Here is a 19,848-nt window from a genome sequence, read left to right as displayed (position 1 = left end):
GAAGTAACGAGGAGTGACGACGTGGCAGGTCCTTCCAAACTGAGGGTGTTGGCCTTGTTGCCCGCCCTGGCCATCGCGGTCGCGGGCTGCGGGAACAGTGAGACGCCCAGTGGCAACACGGGGGGCAGCAGTGGCGCCGCGGCGCCGAACGTCCAGCTCGTCAACGCCGGCCAGCTGACCAACTGCACCGGGTTGCCCTACAAGCCGTTCGAGTTCGAGGACGGCGGCAAGGTGGTCGGCTTCGACATCGACCTGATGGACCTGGTGGCAAAGAAGCTGGGCGTGAAGCAGGAGGTCGTCGACACGCCGTTCGACGGGATCCAGTCCGGCGCCGACTTCAACTCGGGCAAGTGCGACCTGTCCTCGGCCGGCATGACCATCACGGACAAGCGCAAGGAGAACATCGACTTCTCCGACCCGTATTTCGACGCCACCCAGGCGCTGGTGGTCAAGAAGGGCTCCGGCCTGGACGACCTGGCCAAGCTGAAGGGCAAGAAGCTGGGCGTGCAGAACACCACCACCGGCCAGGAGTACGCGGAGAAGAACGCCGCGGGCGCCGAACTGGTGACCTTCGAGGACCTCGGTCTGCTGCTGACCGCCGTCGAGACCGGCCAGGTGGACGCCGGCATCAACGACAACGGCGTGCTCTACGACTGGGTCAAGGAGAAGACCGGCTTCGAGGTGAGCAAGGAGTTCGACACCGGCGAGCAGTACGGCATCGGCCTGAAGAAGGGCAACGCCGACCTGCTCAAGGTGATCAACGACGTGCTCAAGGAAGCCAAGTCCAGCGGCGAGTACGACAAGATCTACGAGAAGTGGTTCGGCAAGAAGCCGGAATGATCGTCTGACCGAGGGGGCCTGCGCTTCGCCGGCGCGGGCCCCCTCGCCCGCTTCACGTCCCCACTCAGGAGGGTTCATGGCCCTGACCAAACGGCAACGTGCCCGGGTGTTCCGCGGTGTGCAGTACGGAATCGGCCTCTTGATCGTGGTGATCTTCGCGCTCACCGCCAACTGGGCCAACCTGAAGAACGCCTTCTTCAACGTCGACGTGGCGCTGTCGATGTTCCCCAGGATCATCACGGTGGGCCTGTACAACACCGTGATCTACACCGCGCTCGGGTTCAGCGTCGGTCTGGTGCTCGGGTTGGTCCTGGCGCTGATGCGGCTGTCCACTGTCCGGGTCTACCGCGGGCTGGCCATCGCCTACATCGAGTTCTTCCGCGGCCTGCCCGCGTTGCTCGTGCTCATCGCGGTCGGCTACGGCGTGCCGCTGGCCTTCCCCGGCACGATCTTCGACAAGTACACCGCGCTGGCGATCGGACTCGGCATCGTGGCCTCGGCGTACATGGCCGAGACGTTCCGGGCGGGCATCCAGGCGGTGCCGGCCGGGCAGGTCGAGGCGGCCCGGTCACTGGGTCTGTCCTCCGGCCGGACGACCTCCTTCGTGGTCATCCCGCAGGCCTTCAAGATCATCCTTCCGCCGCTGACCAACGAGCTGATCGCGCTCACCAAGGACTCGTCGCTGGCGCTGTTCCTCGGCAGCACGATCGCCGAGCAGGAGCTGACCCAGATGGGCCGGATCGCGCTGAACACGTCCAAGAGCCTGACGCCGGTCGTGGTGGCCGGGTTCTGCTATCTGATCATCACGCTGCCGCTCGGCTACCTGTCCCGGTACCTGGAGCGCCGCACCGGCGGCGCGAAGATCAGCACCACGCCGGAGTCGATCTCGGTGGGAGGGCCGGCATGACCGCGTCGAACGAACCCGAGGTCGTGGTGGAGGTCAGCGGTCTGACCAAGTCGTTCGGGCCGCTCGAGGTGCTGCGCGGGATCGACCTGCGGGTCAACCGCGGCGAGGTCGTGTGCATCATCGGTCCGTCCGGCTCCGGCAAGTCCACCCTGCTGCGCTGCGTGAACCTGCTCGAGGCGCCCAACGGCGGCCGGGTGGCGGTGAACGGGGTCGAGCTGACCGACCCGGACGTCGACATCGACGCCGCCCGCCGCCGGATCGGCATGGTGTTCCAGTCGTTCAACCTGTTCTCCCACCTCAACGTGCTGAACAACCTCATGTTCGCCCAGCGCAAGGTGCTCGGCCGGGACAAGGCGCAGGCGCAGGAGGTGGCGATGGCCAACCTCACCCGGGTGGGCCTGGCCGAGAAGGCCAACGCGATGCCCAACCAGCTTTCCGGCGGTCAGCAACAGCGGGTGGCCATCGCCCGGGCGCTGTCCATGGATCCGGACGTGATGCTGTTCGACGAGCCCACCTCGGCGCTGGACCCGGAGTTGGTCGGCGACGTGCTCAACGTGATGCGCACCTTGGCCGAGGACGGCATGACGATGCTGGTGGTCACCCACGAGATGCTGTTCGCCCGCGAGGTCGCCAGCCGGGTGCTGTTCATGGACGCCGGTGTCGTGGTCGAGGAGGGTCCGGCCGAGCAGGTCATCGGCGACCCCCAGCAGGAACGCACCCGCACCTTCCTCGCCCGGGTGCTCGACCCGATCCACCAACACGGGAACCCCCAATAACCGGACACCCAGTAACCGGAAACATCCGGTAACCCGCCAGGAACCTTGCGTCAGCCCGGGCTCGTCGGATTGTGTGAAGATCCGGGCGAGGGAGGGAAGGTTCGGTCATGGCGGAGGAAGGGCCGGTCCGCGGCAGGATCCTCGACCCGCGCGAGGAGTATCCGCCGACCTGGGCGTACATGGACGCCGACGAGGTCGTGCGGGAGGTGCTGGAGCGCGACACCGGCGGTGCGGTGCTGCGGCTGCGCCGGCGGCCGACCGTGGCCCCGGTGCTCACCGTGTCCGACCGGTACCTGGTCGGCGTGCTGGACCTGCGCGCCGTGGAGTTCCCGTACATGCTGGAGTTCGTCCGGTGCCGGTTCCAGCACCCGCCGGACCTGCGCCAGGCCCGGCTCGCCGGGTGCGAGTTCAACGACTGCTGGCTGCCCGGCCTGACCGCCCGCAACCTCAACTGCGACAACGACCTGTCGCTGATCGCCGGCACCACCGTCGCCGGCATGGTGGACCTGACCGACGCGCACATCCACGGCTCGTTCTCGCTGCGGGACGCCCGGCTGAACAACCCCGGCAAGCTCGCGCTGCACGCCGACCGGCTGAACGTGGCCGGGGCGCTGCTCGCCGCCCGGTTACGGACCAACGGCGAGTTACGCGTCGCCGGCCTGCGCAGCGGAGGCAACATCAACTTCGCCGGGGCCTCGCTGAACAACCCCCACGGCTACTCGCTCAACGGCAACGGCCTGCACGTCGGCGGCAACCTGCACATGACGGCCGACCCCCGGACCGGACGGTTCACCTCGGTCGGCCGGCTGTTCCTGCCGAGCGCCCGCATCGACAGTGACTTCTCGCTGCGCGGAGCGCGGCTCCAGCCGCCCGAAGAGGAGGTCCGCCAGCTACCGGTGCAGGAGCCGTTCTTCGACGCCAAGGCCACGCTGATCGCCGACCGCATCCAGGTGTCCGGCAACGTCGACGTCGACCAGGGCTTCGAAAGCCTCGGCACGCTGCGGATCGTCAACGCGCACGTGGGCGGTTCGGTGCGGTTGACCGGCGCCCTGATCGACCTGTCCGGCGGGGTGGAGCCGTTCGAGGAACTGGTGGAGGGGCCGCGCCCCGGTCCCTACGAGGACCTCGCCCTGCACTTCGACGGCACCGAGATCCGGGGCGGCATCGACGGCCGGGACGCCCGCATCGCCGGGCAGGTCCGGCTGGTGGACGTCGACGTGCGGGGCACCGTGCTGCTGGACCGCGCGATCCTGTCCAACCGCGACGGTGACGCCCTCGAGGGCCGCCGCTTCTCCACCGGCGGCAACCTCGACGGGCGCAACATCCTGGTGTTCGGCTCGGTGCTGCTGCCCGGCGCCAAGGTCGGCGCCAACGTCGACTTCGGCGGCGGCCGGCTGCTGCGGCCGGGGCACTACCGGGACGGCACCCGAAAACCGTCGATCGACCTGCGGGTGGCCACCATCGGCCGGGACCTCATCTGCGCCATCCGGGCCAGGCGCGCGTTCTCCTCGCACGGCGAGATCCGGATGCGCCGGGCCCAGATCGGCCGGGAGACCAACTTCCGCGGCGCCGAGCTGGGTTCCGACCTGGCCGGCACCTCGCTCAACGCCTTCGGCCTGGTCACCCAGGAGCTGCGGCTGGACGTCGGGCTGCCGCCGCGCGGCCGGGTCAACCTGCGGCACGCGCGGTGCGCCTCGCTGTCCGACAACGCCCTGTTCTGGGACGCCGGCGGTCGCATCGAGCTGGACGACTTCCGCTACGACGCGCTCGCGGTGCCGATCGACCTGGAGGACGACGCCACGGTCCGGGAGCGGCTGCGCTGGCTGCGGCCCGCGATGCGCAACTACTACCGGCCCGGCCCGTACGACCAGTTCGCCGCGATGCTGCGGGCCAGCGGAAACGAGGAGCACGCCGCCACCGTGCTGATCGCCAAGCAGCGCTGGCGCTACGTCGCGCTGGCCGAGGGCTACCGGGTGCTCGGGCCGATGGTGCGGGTGTGGAGCTGGCTGCAGCTGTGGATGGTGGGCTACGGCTACCGGCCGATGCGGGCCCTGCTGTGGCTGGTGGCCTGCCTGATCGGCGGCACGGTCTGGTTCTCGCTGCACCCGGCGCCGACCGAGGCCAACGCCGACGACCACCTGGTCTGGAGCCCGCTGCTGTACACGCTGGACAACCTGATCCCGATCGTCGACTTCGGGCACAAGAACCGCTGGCTGGTCACCGGCGCCTCGCAGTGGATCTCCGCGGCGCTCATCGCGGCGGGCTGGGTGCTGGCCACGACCGTCGCCGCCGGCCTGACCCGGATGCTGCGGCGCAACAACTGACCGTGATCGTCCGATCACCCAGCGACGGCTCGTGATACCGGCGCACCCTGTTGTCCGCAGGCCGATACCATTCGTCGGTGCCGGAACCGAAACTCGAGATCACGATGCTGCACGACCGTGTGTTGGTGCGGCTCACTCCCGAGGAAGGGGAACGGCGCAGCACCGGCGGTATCGTCATCCCGGCCACGGCCCAGATGGCCAGGCGGCTGGCCTGGGGAGACGTACTCGGTGTCGGTACCAACGTGCGCAACGTCAAGGTGGGAGACCGGGTGCTGTTCAACCCGGACGACCAGCTCGAGGTCGAGGTCCAGGGGCACTCCTACCTGGTGATGCGCGAGCGTGACCTGCACGCGTTGGCTAGCGAACGCACCGAGCACGGAACCGGTCTCTACCTGTAGGAGGGCGTTGTGTCGTACCCGTGGCCGGAGACGCACGCGGAGCAGACCGACGTGCTGCCCACCGTCGTCATGCGGGCGCCCGGCTACGACGCCGACCCGGCCGGCTCCGGCGCCGACCCGGAGCGCGGGCCCCGGCGGTTACGGCGGGCCGGCATCGTCGCCGGCGCGGTGTTCGGCGCTCTCGCCCTGCTCTACGGCGTCGACCTGCTGGTCTCCAGCGGCGACGTGCCTCGTGGGGTCACCGTCGCCGGGATCGACATCGGCGGGCAGTCGCACACCGAGGCCGAGCGGACCCTGCACCAGCAGCTCGAGCCCCGGCTGACCCAGTCCGTGCGGGTGCGGGCCGGCGACGTCGAGGAGTCGCTCGAACCGAACCAGGCGGGTCTGCGGCTGGACTGGGGCGCCACCCTGGACCGGGCCGGCACCCAGCCACTCAACCCGATCACCCGGCTGACCTCGCTGTTCGGCGGCGCCCGGGAGATCGGCGTGGCCACCAGCACGGACGACCGGGCACTGGACGCGGCCGTCGAGGCGCTGCGCGCCAAGACCGACCGCGAGCCGGTGGAGGGGGGCATCCGGTTCGACGGCGCCACCCCGGTCGCGGTGGACGCCAAGGACGGGCAGAAGCTCGACGCCGCGGCGGCCCGGGAACGCATCCTCGACGAGTGGGCGCACGGCGAGACGATCGAGCTGCCGGTGTCCAGCACCCCGGTGAAGACCAACCCGGACGCGGTGCGTGAGGCGCTGGCCACGATCGCCGCGCCGGCCGTCTCCGGCCCGGTGACCGTGCGCGGCGAAGGCAAGGACGCCACCCTGGCGCCGGACGCGATCGCCGGCGCGCTGCTGTTCGAACCGGACGGCAACGGCGGGCTGACCGCCAAGCTGGACCAGGCCAAGATCGTCGCGGCGGTGCAGCCGCAACTGGCCAGCACCGAGAAGGAGGGCAAGGACGCGGCGATCGTCTTCGAGGGCGGCAAGCCCACCGTGCAGCCCTCCGTGGACGGCAAGCAGATCAACTGGGACACCAGCTTCGCCGGTCTGCTCGACGTGCTGAAGCAGGGCGACAAGCGCGAGGTCAAGGCGCAGTACGCGACCAAGCCGGCCAAGGTCACCACGGACGCGGCGAACAAGCTCGGCATCACCGAGGTGATCGGCGAGTTCACCACCGGTGGCTTCGCGGTCGACTCCGGGCAGAACATCCGGACCGTGGCCCGCGAGGTGAACGGCGCGATCGTCAAGCCGGGCGACACCTTCAGCCTCAACGGTTTCACCGGCCCGCGCACCGCCGCGCAGGGCTACGTCGAGGCCGGCGTGATCAAGGACGGCGCGCCCGGCCGGGAGGTCGGCGGCGGCATCTCGCAGTTCGCCACCACGCTCTACAACGCCGCCTACTTCGCCGGCATGACCGACGCCGGCCACAAGGAGCACAGCTACTACATCAGCCGCTACCCCGCCGCGCGGGAGGCGACGGTGTTCCAGAACCCCAACGGCAGCAGCGTGATCGACCTGAAGTTCACCAACGACGCGCCGACCGGCGTCGCCATCCAGACCATCTGGACCCCGTCCAGCCTCACGGTCAAGATCTGGGGCACCAAGCGGTTCATCGTGGAGTCCGTCACCGGCGAGCGCACCAACTTCGTCGAGCCGCAGGAGAAGCAGGGCCCGGCGCAGAACTGCCACACCACCGCCGGCATCCGCGGCTTCACCACCACCGACACCCGCATCATCAAGGACCTCTCGGGCAAAGAGATCAAGCGCAACACCCGCACCGTCAAGTACAACGCCCAGCCCAAGATCCTCTGCGCCACCCCACCCGCCTGACCGGCGTCGAGGATCAGTGCGGAAATGCCCGCCTGACGCGTCGGGTCACCTGATCCCGATGGGCCTCGATCTGCAGCGCCACGTCGATCATGGTTCGGGTGTCCTGCAGCTGGTCGAGGTAGCCGACGGAGTTGGCTAACGCGGGCAGGTCGACGCTGAAGTACACCGCCATCAACGGGTTGACGAACAGTTCGCTGGTCCCGGTGCGGACGGTGAACGCCACGTTGCCGAACTCGCCGCGCAGTGCGGCGGCGATCTGCCCGTTGACGATGCTGGGCCGAAGAGGTGTGGCGGCCTGGGCGTGCGCCACGGCCGCCAGGTAGGCCCGCGCCTCCGGCGAGCCCGACGGGATCGACAGCGCGCCCAGGTAGCCGCCGGCCCGGTCCAGTGCGGCGAGGTTCTCCAGCACGTGCGCGTGGCAGACGCCGTGGTAGGCATCGATGCCGAACCCCAGGCACACCACGACGCGCGTCACATCGTCCAGCGCGGCCACGGCGGCCAGGCTGGCCATGTCCTCCTCGGGGGTGCCGAGCCCGGCCTCATCGCCACGCATGAGGATGTCCGTGCCGCCGTCGACGAGCACGACCGCGTCCACGCCCAGCCGCTCCACCAGCACGCGATAGGCGGCCGCCAAGGGTCTGACCCCGGTCCGGGGGAAGGCGAACACCGTCGATGGCAGCCCCTGACCGTCGAGCCAGCGGGCCAGGGTGCGCTCCGGGAAGTAGTCGTCGGATCCGGCGCTGTCCGGACCGACCGCCGCCACGTCGGGTGCCAGCCAGTCGTCGAGGTCGAGCAGGCCCAGCTCGCTGAACGACAGGTTGGCCAGGTGCACCTGCTTGCCCTGCTCACGAAGGGCCAGGGCCAGCGGCAGGCCCGCGTACACGTCGAAGCCCCCACCCGCCCCGGCGACCAGCACCCTCGACGCCGATCGCAACCGAGCGAACAGCGGCGGCTCCCCCAGCGAAAACACGACACGATCCTATGTGGCACGGCCGCGTGGTAGGGCCGGTAAACACACCGCGGCCCACCCGGGTGCGGGTGGGCCGCGGTGTGCGGTCCGTGATCAGAACGCGGCTTCGTCCAGGTCCATCAGGCCGTTGTCGGCCGTCTCGACGATCTTGCGGCCGGCGGACAGCTCGGGCAGCACGTTGCGGGCGAAGAACGACGCGACGGCGATCTTGCCCTCGTAGAAGGCCCGATCCCGGCCGGTCGCGCCGGCGTCCAGCTTGGCGATGGCCACCTCGGCGTGCCGCTGCAGCAGCCAGCCGATCAGCAGGTCGCCGGTGGCCATCAGCAGGCGCACCGTGTGCTGGCCGACCAGGTACACGCTGCGCGGGTCCTCCGGCGACTTCGTCAGGTACCCGATCATCGCGCCGAGCATGCCCTGCACGTCCTCCAGGGCCTGCTTGAGCAGCAGCCGCTCCTCCTTGAGCCGGCCGTTGCCGCGCTCGGCGGTGATGAACTCGGTGATCTCACCGGCGATGTGGCCCAGCGCCTGCCCCTTGTCCCGCACGATCTTGCGGAAGAAGAAGTCCAGCGACTGGATGGCCGTGGTGCCCTCGTACAGCGAGTCGATCTTCGCGTCGCGGATGTACTGCTCGATCGGGTAGTCCTGCAGGAAGCCGGACCCGCCGAGGGTCTGCAGCGACTGCGCCAGCTGCTCGTAGGCGCGCTCCGAGCCGACGCCCTTGACGATCGGCAGCAGCAGGTCGTTGACCCGCTCGGCGAGCTTGCGGGCGTCCTCGTCGCCCTCGCCGGTCCAGAGCTGGTCCTGGAACGAGGCGGTGTAGAGGTACACCGCGCGCAGACCCTCCGCGTAGGCCTTCTGCAGCATCAGGCTGCGCCGCACGTCCGGGTGGCGGGTGATGGGCACCCGGGGCGCGGCCTTGTCCAGCATCTGGGTCAGGTCGGCGCCCTGCACCCGCTCCTTGGCGTAGGCCAGCGCGTTGAGGTAGCCGGTGGACAGCGTGGCGATCGCCTTGGTGCCGACCATCATCCGGGCGTACTCGATCACCTGGAACATCTGCGCGATGCCGTCGTGCACCTCGCCGAGCAGCCAGCCCTTGGCCGGAACGCCGTGCTGGCCGAAGGTCAGCTCGCAGGTGCTGGACACCTTCAGGCCCATCTTGTGCTCGACGTTGGTGACGAAGGCGCCGTTGCGCTCGCCGAGCTCACCGGTCTGCGTGTCGAAGTGGAACTTGGGCACCAGGAACAGGCTCAGGCCCTTGGTGCCGGGGCCGGCGCCCTCCGGGCGGGCCAGCACCAGGTGCATGATGTTCTCGGTCATGTCCTGGTCACCCGAGGTGATGAACCGCTTCACGCCGTCGATGTGCCAGGAGCCGTCCTCCTGCTGGATCGCCTTGGTGCGGCCGGCGCCCACGTCGGAGCCGGCGTCCGGCTCGGTGAGCACCATCGTCGCGCCCCAGCCGCGGTCGATGATGATCTGCGCCCAGCGTCGCTGCTCCTCGGTGCCGTTCTTGTTCAGGATCATGGCGAAGTTCGGGCCGGCCATGTACATGAACAACGCCGGGTTGGCGCCGAGCACCAGTTCGGAGGCGGCCCACTGCACGGTCGGCGGGAGACCGAGGCCGCCCATGTCGTTGGTCAGGCCCAGCCGCCACCACTCGCCGTCGACGAGCTCGCGGTAGGTCTTCTTGAACGCCTCGGGGACCGTGACGCTGTGCGTCTTCGGGTCGAAGACCGGCGGGTTGCGGTCGGCCTCGGCGAACGACTCGGCGAACGGGCCCTCGGCGAGCCTGGCCAGTTCGGCGAGCACTCCACGCGCGGTCTCCTCGTCGGCTTCCGCGAGCACCCCCGTGCCGAGCCGGTCCTGTACGCCGAGGACTTCGAACAGGTTGAACTCCAGGTCCCGGACGTTGCTCCGGTAGTGGCTCATGTCGCCCTCCCCTTCGCGGCAGGAGATCGCTACTCGTCAGTAACATAAGGGTATTACCTGTCGGTAACCCCGGCAAGGTGAAGTGCACCCCAAGGCACTTGAGGATGCCTATGGCCTGCGTCACTTCACGCTCGTCCCGCCCTCACTGTCGTCCTGGAAGGCGCCGACGTGAGCGGAATACGGCGGCTGTTCGGTGTCCTCGGGGGTGAGCACCCCGGTGCGGAACGCGACCGCGACGGCGTGCGTGCGGTCCCGGGCCACCAGTTTGCGCAGGATGCTCTTGACGTGCGTGCGGACCGTCTCGACGGAGACGAACAGCAGGCGGGCGATCGCCTGGTTCTCCAGCCCGTCGGCGATCAGTTGCAGCACCTGGTACTCGCGCTGGGACAGCGGCTGGGCCGGCCCGCCCGGATGCGCGAGCCGGCCGCGCGGCGCGGCCAGCACGGGAGCCAGTCCGGCGTCGACGTAGCGGCGGTCGGTGTGCACGGTCCGGATCGCGTCGACCACCTGAGGAGCCTCGGCGGTGCGCAGCAGCACCCCGTGCACGCCGGCGGCCAGGGCGCTGGCCACGTACCGGGTGGTGCGGTGCGGGTAGGCGACCAGCACCAGCAGGCCCAGCGTGGGGTCGCCGCTGGCCAGCATGCTGGACAGATGGTTACGGGGGTCCAGGTCGGAGTCGATCACCAGCACGTTCGGCCGGAACCGCTCGCACAGCGCCAGCGCGGTGTTCGGCCGCTCGGCGGCACCCACCCAGCGCAGGCCCGGCGTGCGGTGGATGAGCGCGGTCAGGCCCTCCCGGTACAACGGCAGCCCGTCGGCCAGCGCGACGGTCAACCCGCCTGGCTGTGTTGGGCGCCGAGTGAACTGCGGCATTCGTCCTCCCCGGACCATTCACCTTGTCGTGGGGAGTGACGTACCTGGCGCCGCAGCGTGACGAGGTTTTCTCAGATAGCTACCTCGGGTCCGGAACATTTCCGGATCTGGTGACGATAGGCATGGCCAACTGTTGCTGGATGCGCTGGAGCGGCGCCGGTTCGAGGTGGTTGATCCGGTGCCGGCCGCGGGACTCGACGCGCACCAGTCCGGCGTCCCGCAGGACGGCCAGGTGCTGCATGAGCACGTGCCGGTCCACGCCGAGGACGGTGGCCAGGTCTCCGGTGCCGCGCGGGCCGTCCCGCAGCACGCCCACGATCGCCCGGCGGACCACGTTGGCCAGCGCCCGCCAGACCTGGTCGTCCGGATCGTGTAGCAATTTCATTACGTAATATTTATATCACACGTGTTCGGTCTGGGAAGGGTATAGCGAAGAGTTAGTAGACGGGATGGATCACTGGCTACATTGATCGCCACTCTGGCGGTCGAAGGTCGTTTGAACCGGTGAAGGTGTGGCGGGTGATCTGGGAGCACGAGCCGGAACGGGAAGAGGGGCGACCGGTGGAGGCAGAGACGAACCGCAGCGCCCAGGACTGGTTTCGGCTCATGATCGACATGGGTCTGGCGCCCGGCCTGCGCACGCTCGGGTTCCTGGGCGCCGGCCGGCGCTACCGCATGGATGTCGAAGGCCGCCGCGCCGAGGTCTACATCGTGCAGTCCCAGTCCCTGATCGACAGCCGGATCCGGTTCACCCTGGCCCTGCGGGTGCCGAGCAAGGACGAATGGGCCGCCCAGCTCCGGGTCCGCCCGTACCACTCGGCCCGCCCCTCCGCCGACCCCACCGGCTGGGAGGCCACCATCGGCCAACTGGTCACCGTCGGCGGCTACCCCATCGAGGACCTCTGGTGGGAGCTAGAAGTAGGCCACCCCTTCGAATCCCTCGCCCGCGAGGTCCTCGGCACCCTCACCACCTACGGCCTGCCCGCCCTCCGCCACCACATCCGCGCCAACAGCTAGTTCGTGTACGCTCACCCCACCGCGCGGATGTAGTTCAATGGCAGAACATCAGCTTCCCAAGCTGAGAATGCGGGTTCGATTCCCGTCATCCGCTCCAGCGCTCTTGCCAGCCATCGCGATAGCGGTTTTTGATGCAGTGGTCGAGGCCGGTTTTCTCGACCTTGACCAGGATCTCGCCGCTGGCGCACTCGCGGTCGCCTTCGCGGGGTGGCTCGCACCAGCTTGATCCGGTGGCGCCGATTATGGCGACTTCTCCTGGCGTGCAGATCTGTTCGTAGAGGCTGCACGCGGCCGGGGCGACCAGCGTCGAGATTCCGATCGCCAGCGCAGCTCCCAGCGGAGGTAGGCGCACCCTTCGAGTTTACGAGGCGGCATGCACCTGGCGGCGAAAAACCGGCGGCTTTGGGATGTCCGGGCGGGTAGGGTGCGCGATCGAGTAGGTGAGCGGGCAGATCCGTTCGGAGAAGGTCGGATCCAGATGAGTACACAGCGCGGTGGTCCGCAGCGCTTTCGTGATCCGTTGATCTGGTTGGAAATGCTCGCGAGGCGTGACATCCATGTCGTGTGTCCGCGCTGCGCGGGTCGGGCGGTGGATGTGCCGCGGTCGGCGGAGCAGCGGGTCGGTCCGCGTCGGCTGGTGTGCGGGAGCTGTGGGTACACCGCGGACACCACACCGCGCTCGGTGATGTGGCGGGGACCGGTTGATCCCTACTTTCACGTGCCGTTGTGGTTGCAGGCGCAGTGTTGTGGCGGGGAAACGCTGTGGGCGCTCAACGAGGAGCATCTGGATTTGCTCGAAGGGTATGTGGGCGCGAAGTTGCGGGAGCGGCAGGCGTTTCCGGGCAGCATGACCATGGTGGCGCGGCTGCCGGTGGGGATGAAGTCGGCGAAGCACCGGGACGAGGTGCTGCGCACGATCGGCCGGCTGCGGGCTTCGCTGCGCTGAGGGCGCGCCCGACGGGGTGGGGCAGGCGTCGTTAGGGTGGGCGGGTGCTGCTGAGCGACCGGGATCTGCGCAAGGAACTGGAGTCGGGGCGGCTGGGGTTGGAGCCGTTCGACGAGGCGATGCTGCAGCCGTCGAGCGTCGACGTCCGGCTGGACCGGTACTTCCGGGTCTTCGACAACTCGCGGTACACGCACATCGATCCCATGGTGCAACAGGACGAGCTGACCACTCTGGTCGAGCCGGTGGGCGACGATCCGTTCGTGCTGCACCCCGGGGAGTTCGTGCTCGGGTCCACGTTCGAGCGGGTGACGCTGCCGGACGACCTGGCCGGGCGGCTGGAGGGGAAGTCCTCGCTGGGGCGGTTGGGACTGCTGACGCACTCCACGGCGGGGTTCATCGATCCGGGGTTCTCCGGACACATCACGCTGGAGCTGTCCAACGTGGCGAACCTCCCGATCACGCTCTGGCCCGGCATGAAGATCGGCCAGCTGTGCCTGTTCCGGCTCACCTCGCCATCCGAGAGCCCGTACGGCTCGGCCAAGGCGGGTTCGCGCTACCAGGGCCAGCGCGGGCCGACGCCGTCCCGGGCGTACCTCAACTTCCACCGCGTCGACACCCGGCGGAAGTGACGGGGTAGGGACAACCCCAGGGTCGACTCGGGGGGCTCCCCGATGGTTACCCGCAGCACACCGCCCTAGCGTCGGGGAGACGCAATCTTGGTGAGCTGAGGGGTGTGCGATGCGACGGTTGGTCATTGCGGGGTTGGGCGCCGGACTGTTGATGCTCGGCGCCTGTGGCTGGGCCATGGGCCGCAACTCCTTCGACGACGGCGCCCGGGTGGACGAACGGATCTCCAGCATCCGGGTGGCCAACGACGCGGGCGACGTCATCGTGCGGGCCGGCGAGACCACCACCGTGCACCGCAAGGTGCACTACGACCGGGAACAGCCCGGCGCGACCCACCGGGTCGAGGGCGACGTCCTGGTGATCGAGTCCTGCCCGGCGCGCAACTGCTGGATCGACTACGAGATCACCGTGCCGGCCGGGACCCGGCTGGACGGCGTGCTGCACTCCGGGCGGATCGAAGCGGAGGGCCTGGCCGCGGTCAACCTCAAGGTCGACTCCGGGGACGTCACCCTGCGCCGGGTGGCCGGCGCGGTCAACCTGCAGGCCGACTCCGGCCAGGTCACGCTGGTCGACATCGGCGCAGCCGTCGCGGTCAAGTCCGACTCGGGTGACGTGACCGTGAACGGCGCCAAGGCCGCGGTGACCATCGTGGCCGAGTCGGGCAACGTGGTGGCCGGGGGTGTCGGCGGTGCGGTCGACGTGCGGAGCTCGTCCGGCGACCTCACCCTCGGGCTGGTCAGCGCCCAGAACGTGCGGGCGCGGGCGGACAGCGGCGCGGTGGCCGTGACCGTGCCGCGCGGCGCCTACCGGGTGCGCGCCGAGACCGACAGCGGCACGGTGAACAGTGACGTCGCCGACGACCCGGCCGGCGGTCACCAGCTCGACCTGCACAGCGACAACGGAGACATCACACTCCAGTACAGCTGAGTCCCGGGAACACCACCGGAGCCCCGCGCGTTGAGCCATCAGGAAGGTTGAGCGAGCGGGGCTCAAGTCTGGTTTGACGGGTTGCCCGACCCGTTGCAAACTTGAGCTAACAACGCTCAATCCAGCGTTATGCACAGCAACGATCAGGAGGAATCCATGGCGCGAGCGGTCGGCATCGACCTGGGGACGACCAACTCGGTCGTCGCCGTCCTCGAGGGCGGTGAGCCCACGGTCATCGCCAACTCGGAGGGTTCGCGGACCACGCCATCCATCGTGGCCTTCGCCAAGAACGGCGAGGTCCTCGTCGGCCAGCCGGCGAAGAACCAGGCGGTCACGAACGTGGACCGCACGGTCCGTTCGGTCAAGCGGCACATGGGCACCGACTGGAAGACCGAGATCGACGGCAAGACCTACACCGCCCAGGAGATCAGCGCCCGGGTGCTGATGAAGCTCAAGCGGGACGCCGAGTCCTACCTCGGCGAGCAGATCACCGACGCGGTGATCACGGTGCCGGCGTACTTCGAGGACGCCCAGCGGCAGGCCACCAAGGAGGCCGGGCAGATCGCCGGCCTGAACGTGCTGCGGATCGTGAACGAGCCGACCGCGGCGGCGCTGGCCTACGGCCTGGACAAGGGAGAGAAGGAGCAGACCATCCTGGTGTTCGACCTCGGCGGCGGCACGTTCGACGTGTCCCTGCTGGAGATCGGCGACGGGGTGGTCGAGGTCCGCGCGACCAGCGGTGACAACCACCTCGGCGGCGACGACTGGGACCAGCGGATCGTCGACTGGCTGGTGGACAAGTTCAAGCAGTCCTCGGGCATCGACCTGAACAAGGACAAGATGGCGCTGCAGCGCATCCGCGAGGCCGCGGAGAAGGCCAAGATCGAGCTGTCCAGCTCGAACAGCGCCAACATCAACCTGCCGTACATCACGGTCGACGCGGACAAGAACCCGATGTTCCTGGACGAGACCCTGACCAGGGCCGAGTTCCAGCGGATCACCTCGGATCTGCTCGACCGGACCAGGGCGCCGTTCAACAACGTGATCAAGGACGCCGGGATCAAGGTCGGCGACATCGACCACGTGGTGCTGGTCGGCGGGTCCACCCGGATGCCCGCGGTCACCGAGTTGGTCAAGGAGTTGACCGGCGGCAAGGAACCGAACAAGGGCGTCAACCCGGACGAGGTCGTCGCGGTCGGCGCGGCCCTGCAGGCCGGTGTGCTCAAGGGTGAGGTCAAGGACGTCCTGCTGCTCGACGTGACCCCGCTGTCGCTGGGCATCGAGACCAAGGGTGGGGTGTTCACCAAGCTCATCGAGCGCAACACCACGATCCCGACCAAGCGCAGCGAGATCTTCTCCACCGCGGACGACGGCCAGACCACGGTCGGCATCCAGGTGTTCCAGGGTGAGCGGGAGATCGCCATCCACAACAAGAAGCTGGGCACCTTCGACCTGACCGGCATCCCGCCGGCACCGCGGGGCGTGCCGCAGATCGAGGTCACCTTCGACATCGACGCCAACGGCATCGTGCACGTGTCCGCGAAGGACCTGGGCACCGGCAAGGAGCAGTCGATGACCATCACCGGCGGCTCGGCGCTGCCGAAGGACGACATCGACCGGATGGTCAAGGACGCCGAGGCGCACGCCGAGGAGGACCGCAACCGTCGCGAGGAGGCCGAGACCCGCAACCAGGCCGAGACGCTCGTCTACCAGACCGAGAAGTTCGTCAAGGACAACGACGACAAGATCCCGGCCGAGGCCAAGGAGAAGGTCAACGTCGCGATCAAGGAGGCCAACGAGGCGTTGGCCGGCTCGGACACCGCCAAGATCAAGGCGGCGATGGAGAAGCTGGCCACCGAGTCCCAGGCGATGGGTTCGGCCATGTACGCCCAGACCGGCACGACCGGTGCGCCGGGCGGCGACGGGTCCGGCCCGGCCGGTGACGCGGGTCCCGGCGCGGCCGGCGCCGAGGACGTGGTGGACGCCGAGATCGTCGACGAGGAAGGCAAGAAGTGAGCTCGGACGAGCGGACCGAGGGCGACCCTGGCGAGGAGCCCCGGGTGGTGGTTCGGGATCGCCGGCGGATCGACCCGACGACCGGCCAGGTCCGGGCGAGCGCCGAGCCGGACGCCGCGGTCCCGCCGCAGCCGGAGTCGGACGGTCCGGCGGTCGCGCAGCCGGCCGCCGACTCGAACCTGGAGGCGGAGTTGAAGCTGCAGCTCGACGAGCGCACGGCTGATCTGCAGCGGCTGCAGGCGGAGTACGCCAACTACCGCAAGCGGGTCGACCGGGACCGGGAAGGGGTGATCACCTCCGCGAAGGCGCAGGTGGCCACCGAACTGCTGGCGGTGCTCGACGACATCGAGCGGGCCGACGCGCACGGCGACCTCACCGGTGCGTTCAAGTCGGTGGCGGACAAGCTGGTCAGTGCCCTGCAGCGGGTCGGTCTGGAGCCGTTCGGCCACGACGGTGAGCCGTTCGACCCGTCGGTGCACGAGGCGGTGCAGCACAACACCTCGCCGGAGGTGTCCGGTCCGACGGTGACCGCCGTGCTGCGGCGCGGCTACCGGTTCGGCGACCGCGTGGTGCGGGCGGCGCTGGTGGGTGTCACCGACCACGAGCCGGGTCCGGCCGGCGCCGTTGTCGACTCCGGTCCGGACACCGGCAACGAGTGGTTCGCGCCGGTGGACGACGACGACAACGGGAATGACAACAGGAACTGAGCGGAAGGAGGGGATGTCCGATGAGCGCTAGAGACTGGATCGAAAAGGACTTCTATCGCGAGTTGGGGGTCTCCTCCGACGCGTCCGACTCGGAGATCAAGAAGGCGTACCGCAAGCTGGCGCGGGAGTTGCATCCGGACGCCAACCCGGGCGACTCCCGCGCCGAGGCGCGGTTCAAGGCCGTGTCCGAGGCCTACGGGGTGCTCGGCGACGCCGAGAAACGCAAGCAGTACGACGAGGCCCGCCGGTTGTTCTCGACCGGCGGGCTGCGCGGGTTCGGCGGCGGCGGGTTCGGCGGCGCCGGCGGGTCCAACTTCGACTTCGGCGACCTGTTCAGCGGAACCACGCAGGGCGCCTCCTCCAGCGGCGGCTTCGGCGGGCTCGGCGACATGCTGGGCAACCTGTTCAACCGGCGGAGCGGAACCGCGTCGGCGGCCGGCCGGCCGCGCCGTGGCGCGGACGTCGAGACCGAGATCAGGATCGACTTCCTGGAGGCGGTCCAGGGCGCGACCGTGCCGTTACGACTGTCAAGTCCGTCCACCTGCGACACCTGCCTCGGCACCGGCGCGCGCGCCGGCACCACCCCGCGCACCTGCCCCACCTGCAACGGGGTCGGCCTGGTCAACCGCAGCCAGGGGGCGTTCGCGTTCAGCGAGCCGTGCCGGGACTGCCGCGGCACCGGCCGGCTGGTCGACGACCCCTGCCCGGACTGCGCCGGGGAGGGCGTGAGCACCAAGACCAGGACGTTGACCGTCCGGATCCCGCCGGGCGTCGACGACGACCAGCGCATCCGGCTCGCCGAGCAGGGCGAGCCGGGCCAGAACGGCGGGCACGCCGGGGACCTGTACGTGCGGGTGCACGTCACGCCGCACGCGGTGTTCGGCCGCTCCGGCAACGACCTGACGATCAAGGTGCCGGTGACGTTCACCGAACTGGCCCTGGGCACCACGCTGGACGTGCCGACGCTGGACGGAAAGGTGTCGCTGCGGGTCACGCCGGGCACCGCAAGCGGGCGGGTGCTTCGGGTGCGCGGCAAGGGAATCGCCCGCCGGGACGGTCAGGTCGGCGATCTGCTGGTCACGCTGCAGGTGGCGGTGCCGGCCAACATGGACGGCAAGGCGCGGGCGGCGCTGGAGAGCTATGCGCAGGCCACCGCCGGGCTCGACCCCCGCCCGGAGCTGACCCGGATGCTGGAGCGGAGGAGCGGATCGTGACCAACCGAGCCTTCCCGCCCGGGGCCAACGAGGACACCCCGATGTTCGTGATCTCGGTGGCCGCGCAGCTTTCCGGGCTGCACGCCCAGACGCTGCGCGGCTACGACCGGCTCGGCCTGGTGTCGCCCGGCCGGAGCGCGGGCGGCGGCCGGCGGTACTCGATGCGTGACATCGCTCTGCTGCGGGAGGTTCAGCGGTTGTCCCAGGAGGAAGGCGTCAACCTGGCCGGCATCAAGCGGATCATCGAGCTGGAGAACGAGGTGGACATGCTGCGCGGGCAGCTCGCGGCGCTCACCGAGGAGCTGGCCGCGGCCTACACCGCCGCCGAGCGCGCGGCCGCCGCGATCCACGCCTCCTACCGCAACGAGCTCGTCCCGGTCCGCCAGCAGACGGCCCTGGTCGTCTGGAAACCCAACGGAGGTAGGTCTTGGGCCGACCAACGGAACCTCAGGGGACCGTGACGGCACCCAGCCACAATCCACCGGCCCACATGACATGTCGCTGCTAGCGCAACCACCGCACAAAAATTCCGGAGAGGCGGACTGTTAATCCAGGGTGAACGGGTCGTAGGTGATGTGGTCTAGGGGGGTGCCGGCGACCAGCATCCGGGACACCGTGGAGCGGATCATGGCCGGGGAGCCGGCCACCAGCACGTCCCGGTCGGGCCAGGCGCCGTAGCGAGTGACCACGTCGGCCAGCGTGCCCTGCTGCATGGCGGTGGCGTCGGCGTCGGACTCCACCACCGGAACCAGGGTGAGCCACGGGTTGGTGGCGGCGAGGCTGACCAGGGCCGGCAGGTCGTAGAGGTCCGCGCGGACCCGGCCGCCGTAGAACAGGTGCACCCGCGGGTTCTCGCCCCACTGGGCCAGGTCCTCCAGGATCGCCCGCATCGGCGCGAGGCCGGTGCCGCCGGCGACCATCAGCACGTCCCGCCCGGACGACCGGTCCACCCGCAGCCGGCCCATGGCGGGCCCGATCCGCCACACGTCGCCGGGCTGCGCCTCGGCCACGATGGCCCGACTCACCCAGCCGGTCTGCACCGCGCGGACGTGGAACTCCAGGATCCCGTCGCCGTGCGGGGCGTTGGCCGGGGTCAGGTAGCGCCACATCCGGGGCCGCTGCGGCACCTCGACGCTGACGTACTGGCCGGGCAGGTAGGGCACCGGATGGTCCGGCTGTAGCCGCACGATCGCCAGGTCCCGAGCCTTGCGCTGGTGGTCCACCAGGGTCGCCGACCACCAGGCCGGCCCGTCGTCGGCGGCGGCCGCGTCCAGCATGGTCCGGGCGACGATCGTGTACGCCTCGGCCCAGGCGTGCTCGACCTCCACGGTCCATGCCGGCCCGGAGAACTTCTTGATCGCCGAAAGCAGCGCCATGCCGAATGGCTCGTAGTGCCCGGCGAGCACCCCGAACTTGCGGTGGTCGCGACCGAGCTGGCGCAGGAACGGCCCGAGCTCCTCCGGCCGGTCGATCATCTGCACGATGTGCACCAGGGCGCGCAGGAACCGGGACCGCTGCACCTGCATGTTCAGCGGGAACAGCTCCCGGATCTCCGGGGC

At 69.5% G+C, this 19,848-nt stretch carries 20 protein-coding genes and 1 tRNA gene; 15 read left to right on the top strand and 6 right to left on the bottom strand.

What is annotated here, in order from left to right; genetic code table 11:
* Positions 1-54: 54 nt before the first annotated feature.
* The 6 genes from VFO68_RS33350 (at position 55) to VFO68_RS33325 (ending at position 7,066) form a co-directional block, all read left to right on the top strand.
* Positions 55-840 carry an ABC transporter substrate-binding protein gene (locus VFO68_RS33350; RefSeq protein WP_325162454.1) on the top strand — a complete coding sequence of 262 codons (786 nt, stop codon included), beginning with the start codon at positions 55-57 and terminating at the stop codon, positions 838-840.
* 76 nt (positions 841-916) lie between these two features.
* Positions 917-1,747 carry an amino acid ABC transporter permease gene (locus tag VFO68_RS33345; RefSeq protein ID WP_325162419.1) on the top strand — a complete coding sequence of 277 codons (831 nt, stop codon included), beginning with the start codon at positions 917-919 and terminating at the stop codon, positions 1,745-1,747.
* The gene (locus VFO68_RS33340; protein WP_325162418.1) at positions 1,744-2,523 is read left to right on the top strand and encodes an amino acid ABC transporter ATP-binding protein; all 780 of its coding nucleotides are present in this window, start codon (positions 1,744-1,746) and stop codon (positions 2,521-2,523) included. Before VFO68_RS33345 ends, VFO68_RS33340 begins: the two co-directional genes overlap by 4 nt.
* Before the next feature lie 107 nt (positions 2,524-2,630).
* Complete coding sequence (locus VFO68_RS33335; protein WP_325162417.1) at positions 2,631-4,847, top strand: hypothetical protein; 2,217 nt, start codon at positions 2,631-2,633, stop codon at positions 4,845-4,847.
* A 104-nt stretch (positions 4,848-4,951) separates the two neighbouring features.
* A complete protein-coding gene (locus tag VFO68_RS33330) occupies positions 4,952-5,245 on the top strand; it encodes a co-chaperone GroES (RefSeq protein ID WP_325162453.1) in 294 nt (97 codons plus the stop codon).
* Positions 5,246-5,314: 69 nt separating this feature from the next.
* Positions 5,315-7,066, top strand: coding sequence for a VanW family protein (locus tag VFO68_RS33325; protein ID WP_325162452.1), 1,752 nt, complete (start codon positions 5,315-5,317; stop codon positions 7,064-7,066).
* A 13-nt stretch (positions 7,067-7,079) separates the two neighbouring features.
* Here the strand turns inward: VFO68_RS33325 and VFO68_RS33320 are convergent, their stop codons facing one another.
* From VFO68_RS33320 to VFO68_RS33305, 4 genes are all read right to left on the bottom strand, one after another.
* Positions 7,080-8,036 carry a DUF1152 domain-containing protein gene (locus VFO68_RS33320; RefSeq protein ID WP_325162416.1) on the bottom strand — a complete coding sequence of 319 codons (957 nt, stop codon included), beginning with the start codon at positions 8,034-8,036 and terminating at the stop codon, positions 7,080-7,082.
* A 93-nt stretch (positions 8,037-8,129) separates the two neighbouring features.
* Positions 8,130-9,962, bottom strand: coding sequence for an acyl-CoA dehydrogenase (locus VFO68_RS33315; protein WP_325162415.1), 1,833 nt, complete (start codon positions 9,960-9,962; stop codon positions 8,130-8,132).
* Between the two features lie 120 nt (positions 9,963-10,082).
* Entirely contained in the window at positions 10,083-10,835 is a 753-nt protein-coding gene (locus tag VFO68_RS33310) for a response regulator transcription factor (RefSeq protein ID WP_325162414.1), read from the bottom strand.
* A gap of 79 nt (positions 10,836-10,914) precedes the next feature.
* Complete coding sequence (locus VFO68_RS33305) at positions 10,915-11,220, bottom strand: metalloregulator ArsR/SmtB family transcription factor (protein WP_325162413.1); 306 nt, start codon at positions 11,218-11,220, stop codon at positions 10,915-10,917.
* Positions 11,221-11,354: 134 nt separating this feature from the next.
* On the opposite strand from VFO68_RS33305, the gene VFO68_RS33300 reads away from it, so the two are divergent.
* Together VFO68_RS33300 and VFO68_RS33295 are read left to right on the top strand one after the other, a co-directional pair.
* Positions 11,355-11,852 (top strand): hypothetical protein, encoded by a 498-nt coding sequence (locus VFO68_RS33300; RefSeq protein ID WP_325162412.1) that lies wholly within the window; start codon positions 11,355-11,357, stop codon positions 11,850-11,852.
* A gap of 23 nt (positions 11,853-11,875) precedes the next feature.
* Positions 11,876-11,949, top strand: a tRNA-Gly gene (locus tag VFO68_RS33295).
* Here the strand turns inward: VFO68_RS33295 and VFO68_RS33290 are convergent.
* Positions 11,938-12,204, bottom strand: a complete 267-nt coding sequence (locus VFO68_RS33290; RefSeq protein WP_325162411.1) for a hypothetical protein — start codon at positions 12,202-12,204, stop codon at positions 11,938-11,940. The genes VFO68_RS33295 and VFO68_RS33290 overlap by 12 nt on opposite strands.
* Before the next feature lie 126 nt (positions 12,205-12,330).
* Here VFO68_RS33290 and VFO68_RS33285 point away from each other — a divergent pair, with 126 nt between their 5' ends.
* The 7 genes from VFO68_RS33285 (at position 12,331) to VFO68_RS33255 (ending at position 18,750) form a co-directional block, all read left to right on the top strand.
* A complete protein-coding gene (locus VFO68_RS33285) occupies positions 12,331-12,798 on the top strand; it encodes a TFIIB-type zinc ribbon-containing protein (RefSeq protein ID WP_325162410.1) in 468 nt (155 codons plus the stop codon).
* A gap of 44 nt (positions 12,799-12,842) precedes the next feature.
* Positions 12,843-13,427, top strand: a complete 585-nt coding sequence (dcd, locus tag VFO68_RS33280) for a dCTP deaminase (RefSeq protein ID WP_325162409.1) — start codon at positions 12,843-12,845, stop codon at positions 13,425-13,427.
* A 109-nt stretch (positions 13,428-13,536) separates the two neighbouring features.
* Positions 13,537-14,352: a DUF4097 family beta strand repeat-containing protein gene (locus VFO68_RS33275; RefSeq protein ID WP_325162408.1), complete on the top strand. Its 816-nt coding sequence runs from the start codon at positions 13,537-13,539 to the stop codon at positions 14,350-14,352.
* A gap of 156 nt (positions 14,353-14,508) precedes the next feature.
* Positions 14,509-16,368 (top strand): molecular chaperone DnaK, encoded by a 1,860-nt coding sequence (dnaK, locus tag VFO68_RS33270; RefSeq protein WP_325162407.1) that lies wholly within the window; start codon positions 14,509-14,511, stop codon positions 16,366-16,368.
* Complete coding sequence (gene grpE, locus VFO68_RS33265; protein WP_325162406.1) at positions 16,365-17,075, top strand: nucleotide exchange factor GrpE; 711 nt, start codon at positions 16,365-16,367, stop codon at positions 17,073-17,075. Before dnaK ends, grpE begins: the two co-directional genes overlap by 4 nt.
* 20 nt (positions 17,076-17,095) lie before the next feature.
* Positions 17,096-18,289, top strand: coding sequence for a molecular chaperone DnaJ (gene dnaJ / locus VFO68_RS33260; protein ID WP_325162405.1), 1,194 nt, complete (start codon positions 17,096-17,098; stop codon positions 18,287-18,289).
* 41 nt (positions 18,290-18,330) lie between these two features.
* Entirely contained in the window at positions 18,331-18,750 is a 420-nt protein-coding gene (locus VFO68_RS33255) for a heat shock protein transcriptional repressor HspR (RefSeq protein ID WP_325162451.1), read from the top strand.
* Positions 18,751-18,834: 84 nt separating this feature from the next.
* Here VFO68_RS33255 and VFO68_RS33250 read toward each other — a convergent pair.
* Positions 18,835-19,848, bottom strand: a 1,014-nt coding sequence (locus VFO68_RS33250) for an FAD-binding oxidoreductase (RefSeq protein WP_325162404.1), incomplete at its 5' end; no start/stop codon positions are given.

Origin of the sequence: Actinophytocola sp. (genome assembly GCF_035712165.1) — a bacterium.
Lineage (GTDB): Bacteria > Actinomycetota > Actinomycetes > Mycobacteriales > Pseudonocardiaceae > DASYTH01.
Note: the sequence above shows the minus strand (reverse complement) of the source record. Positions and strands in the feature narration are given on the sequence as shown.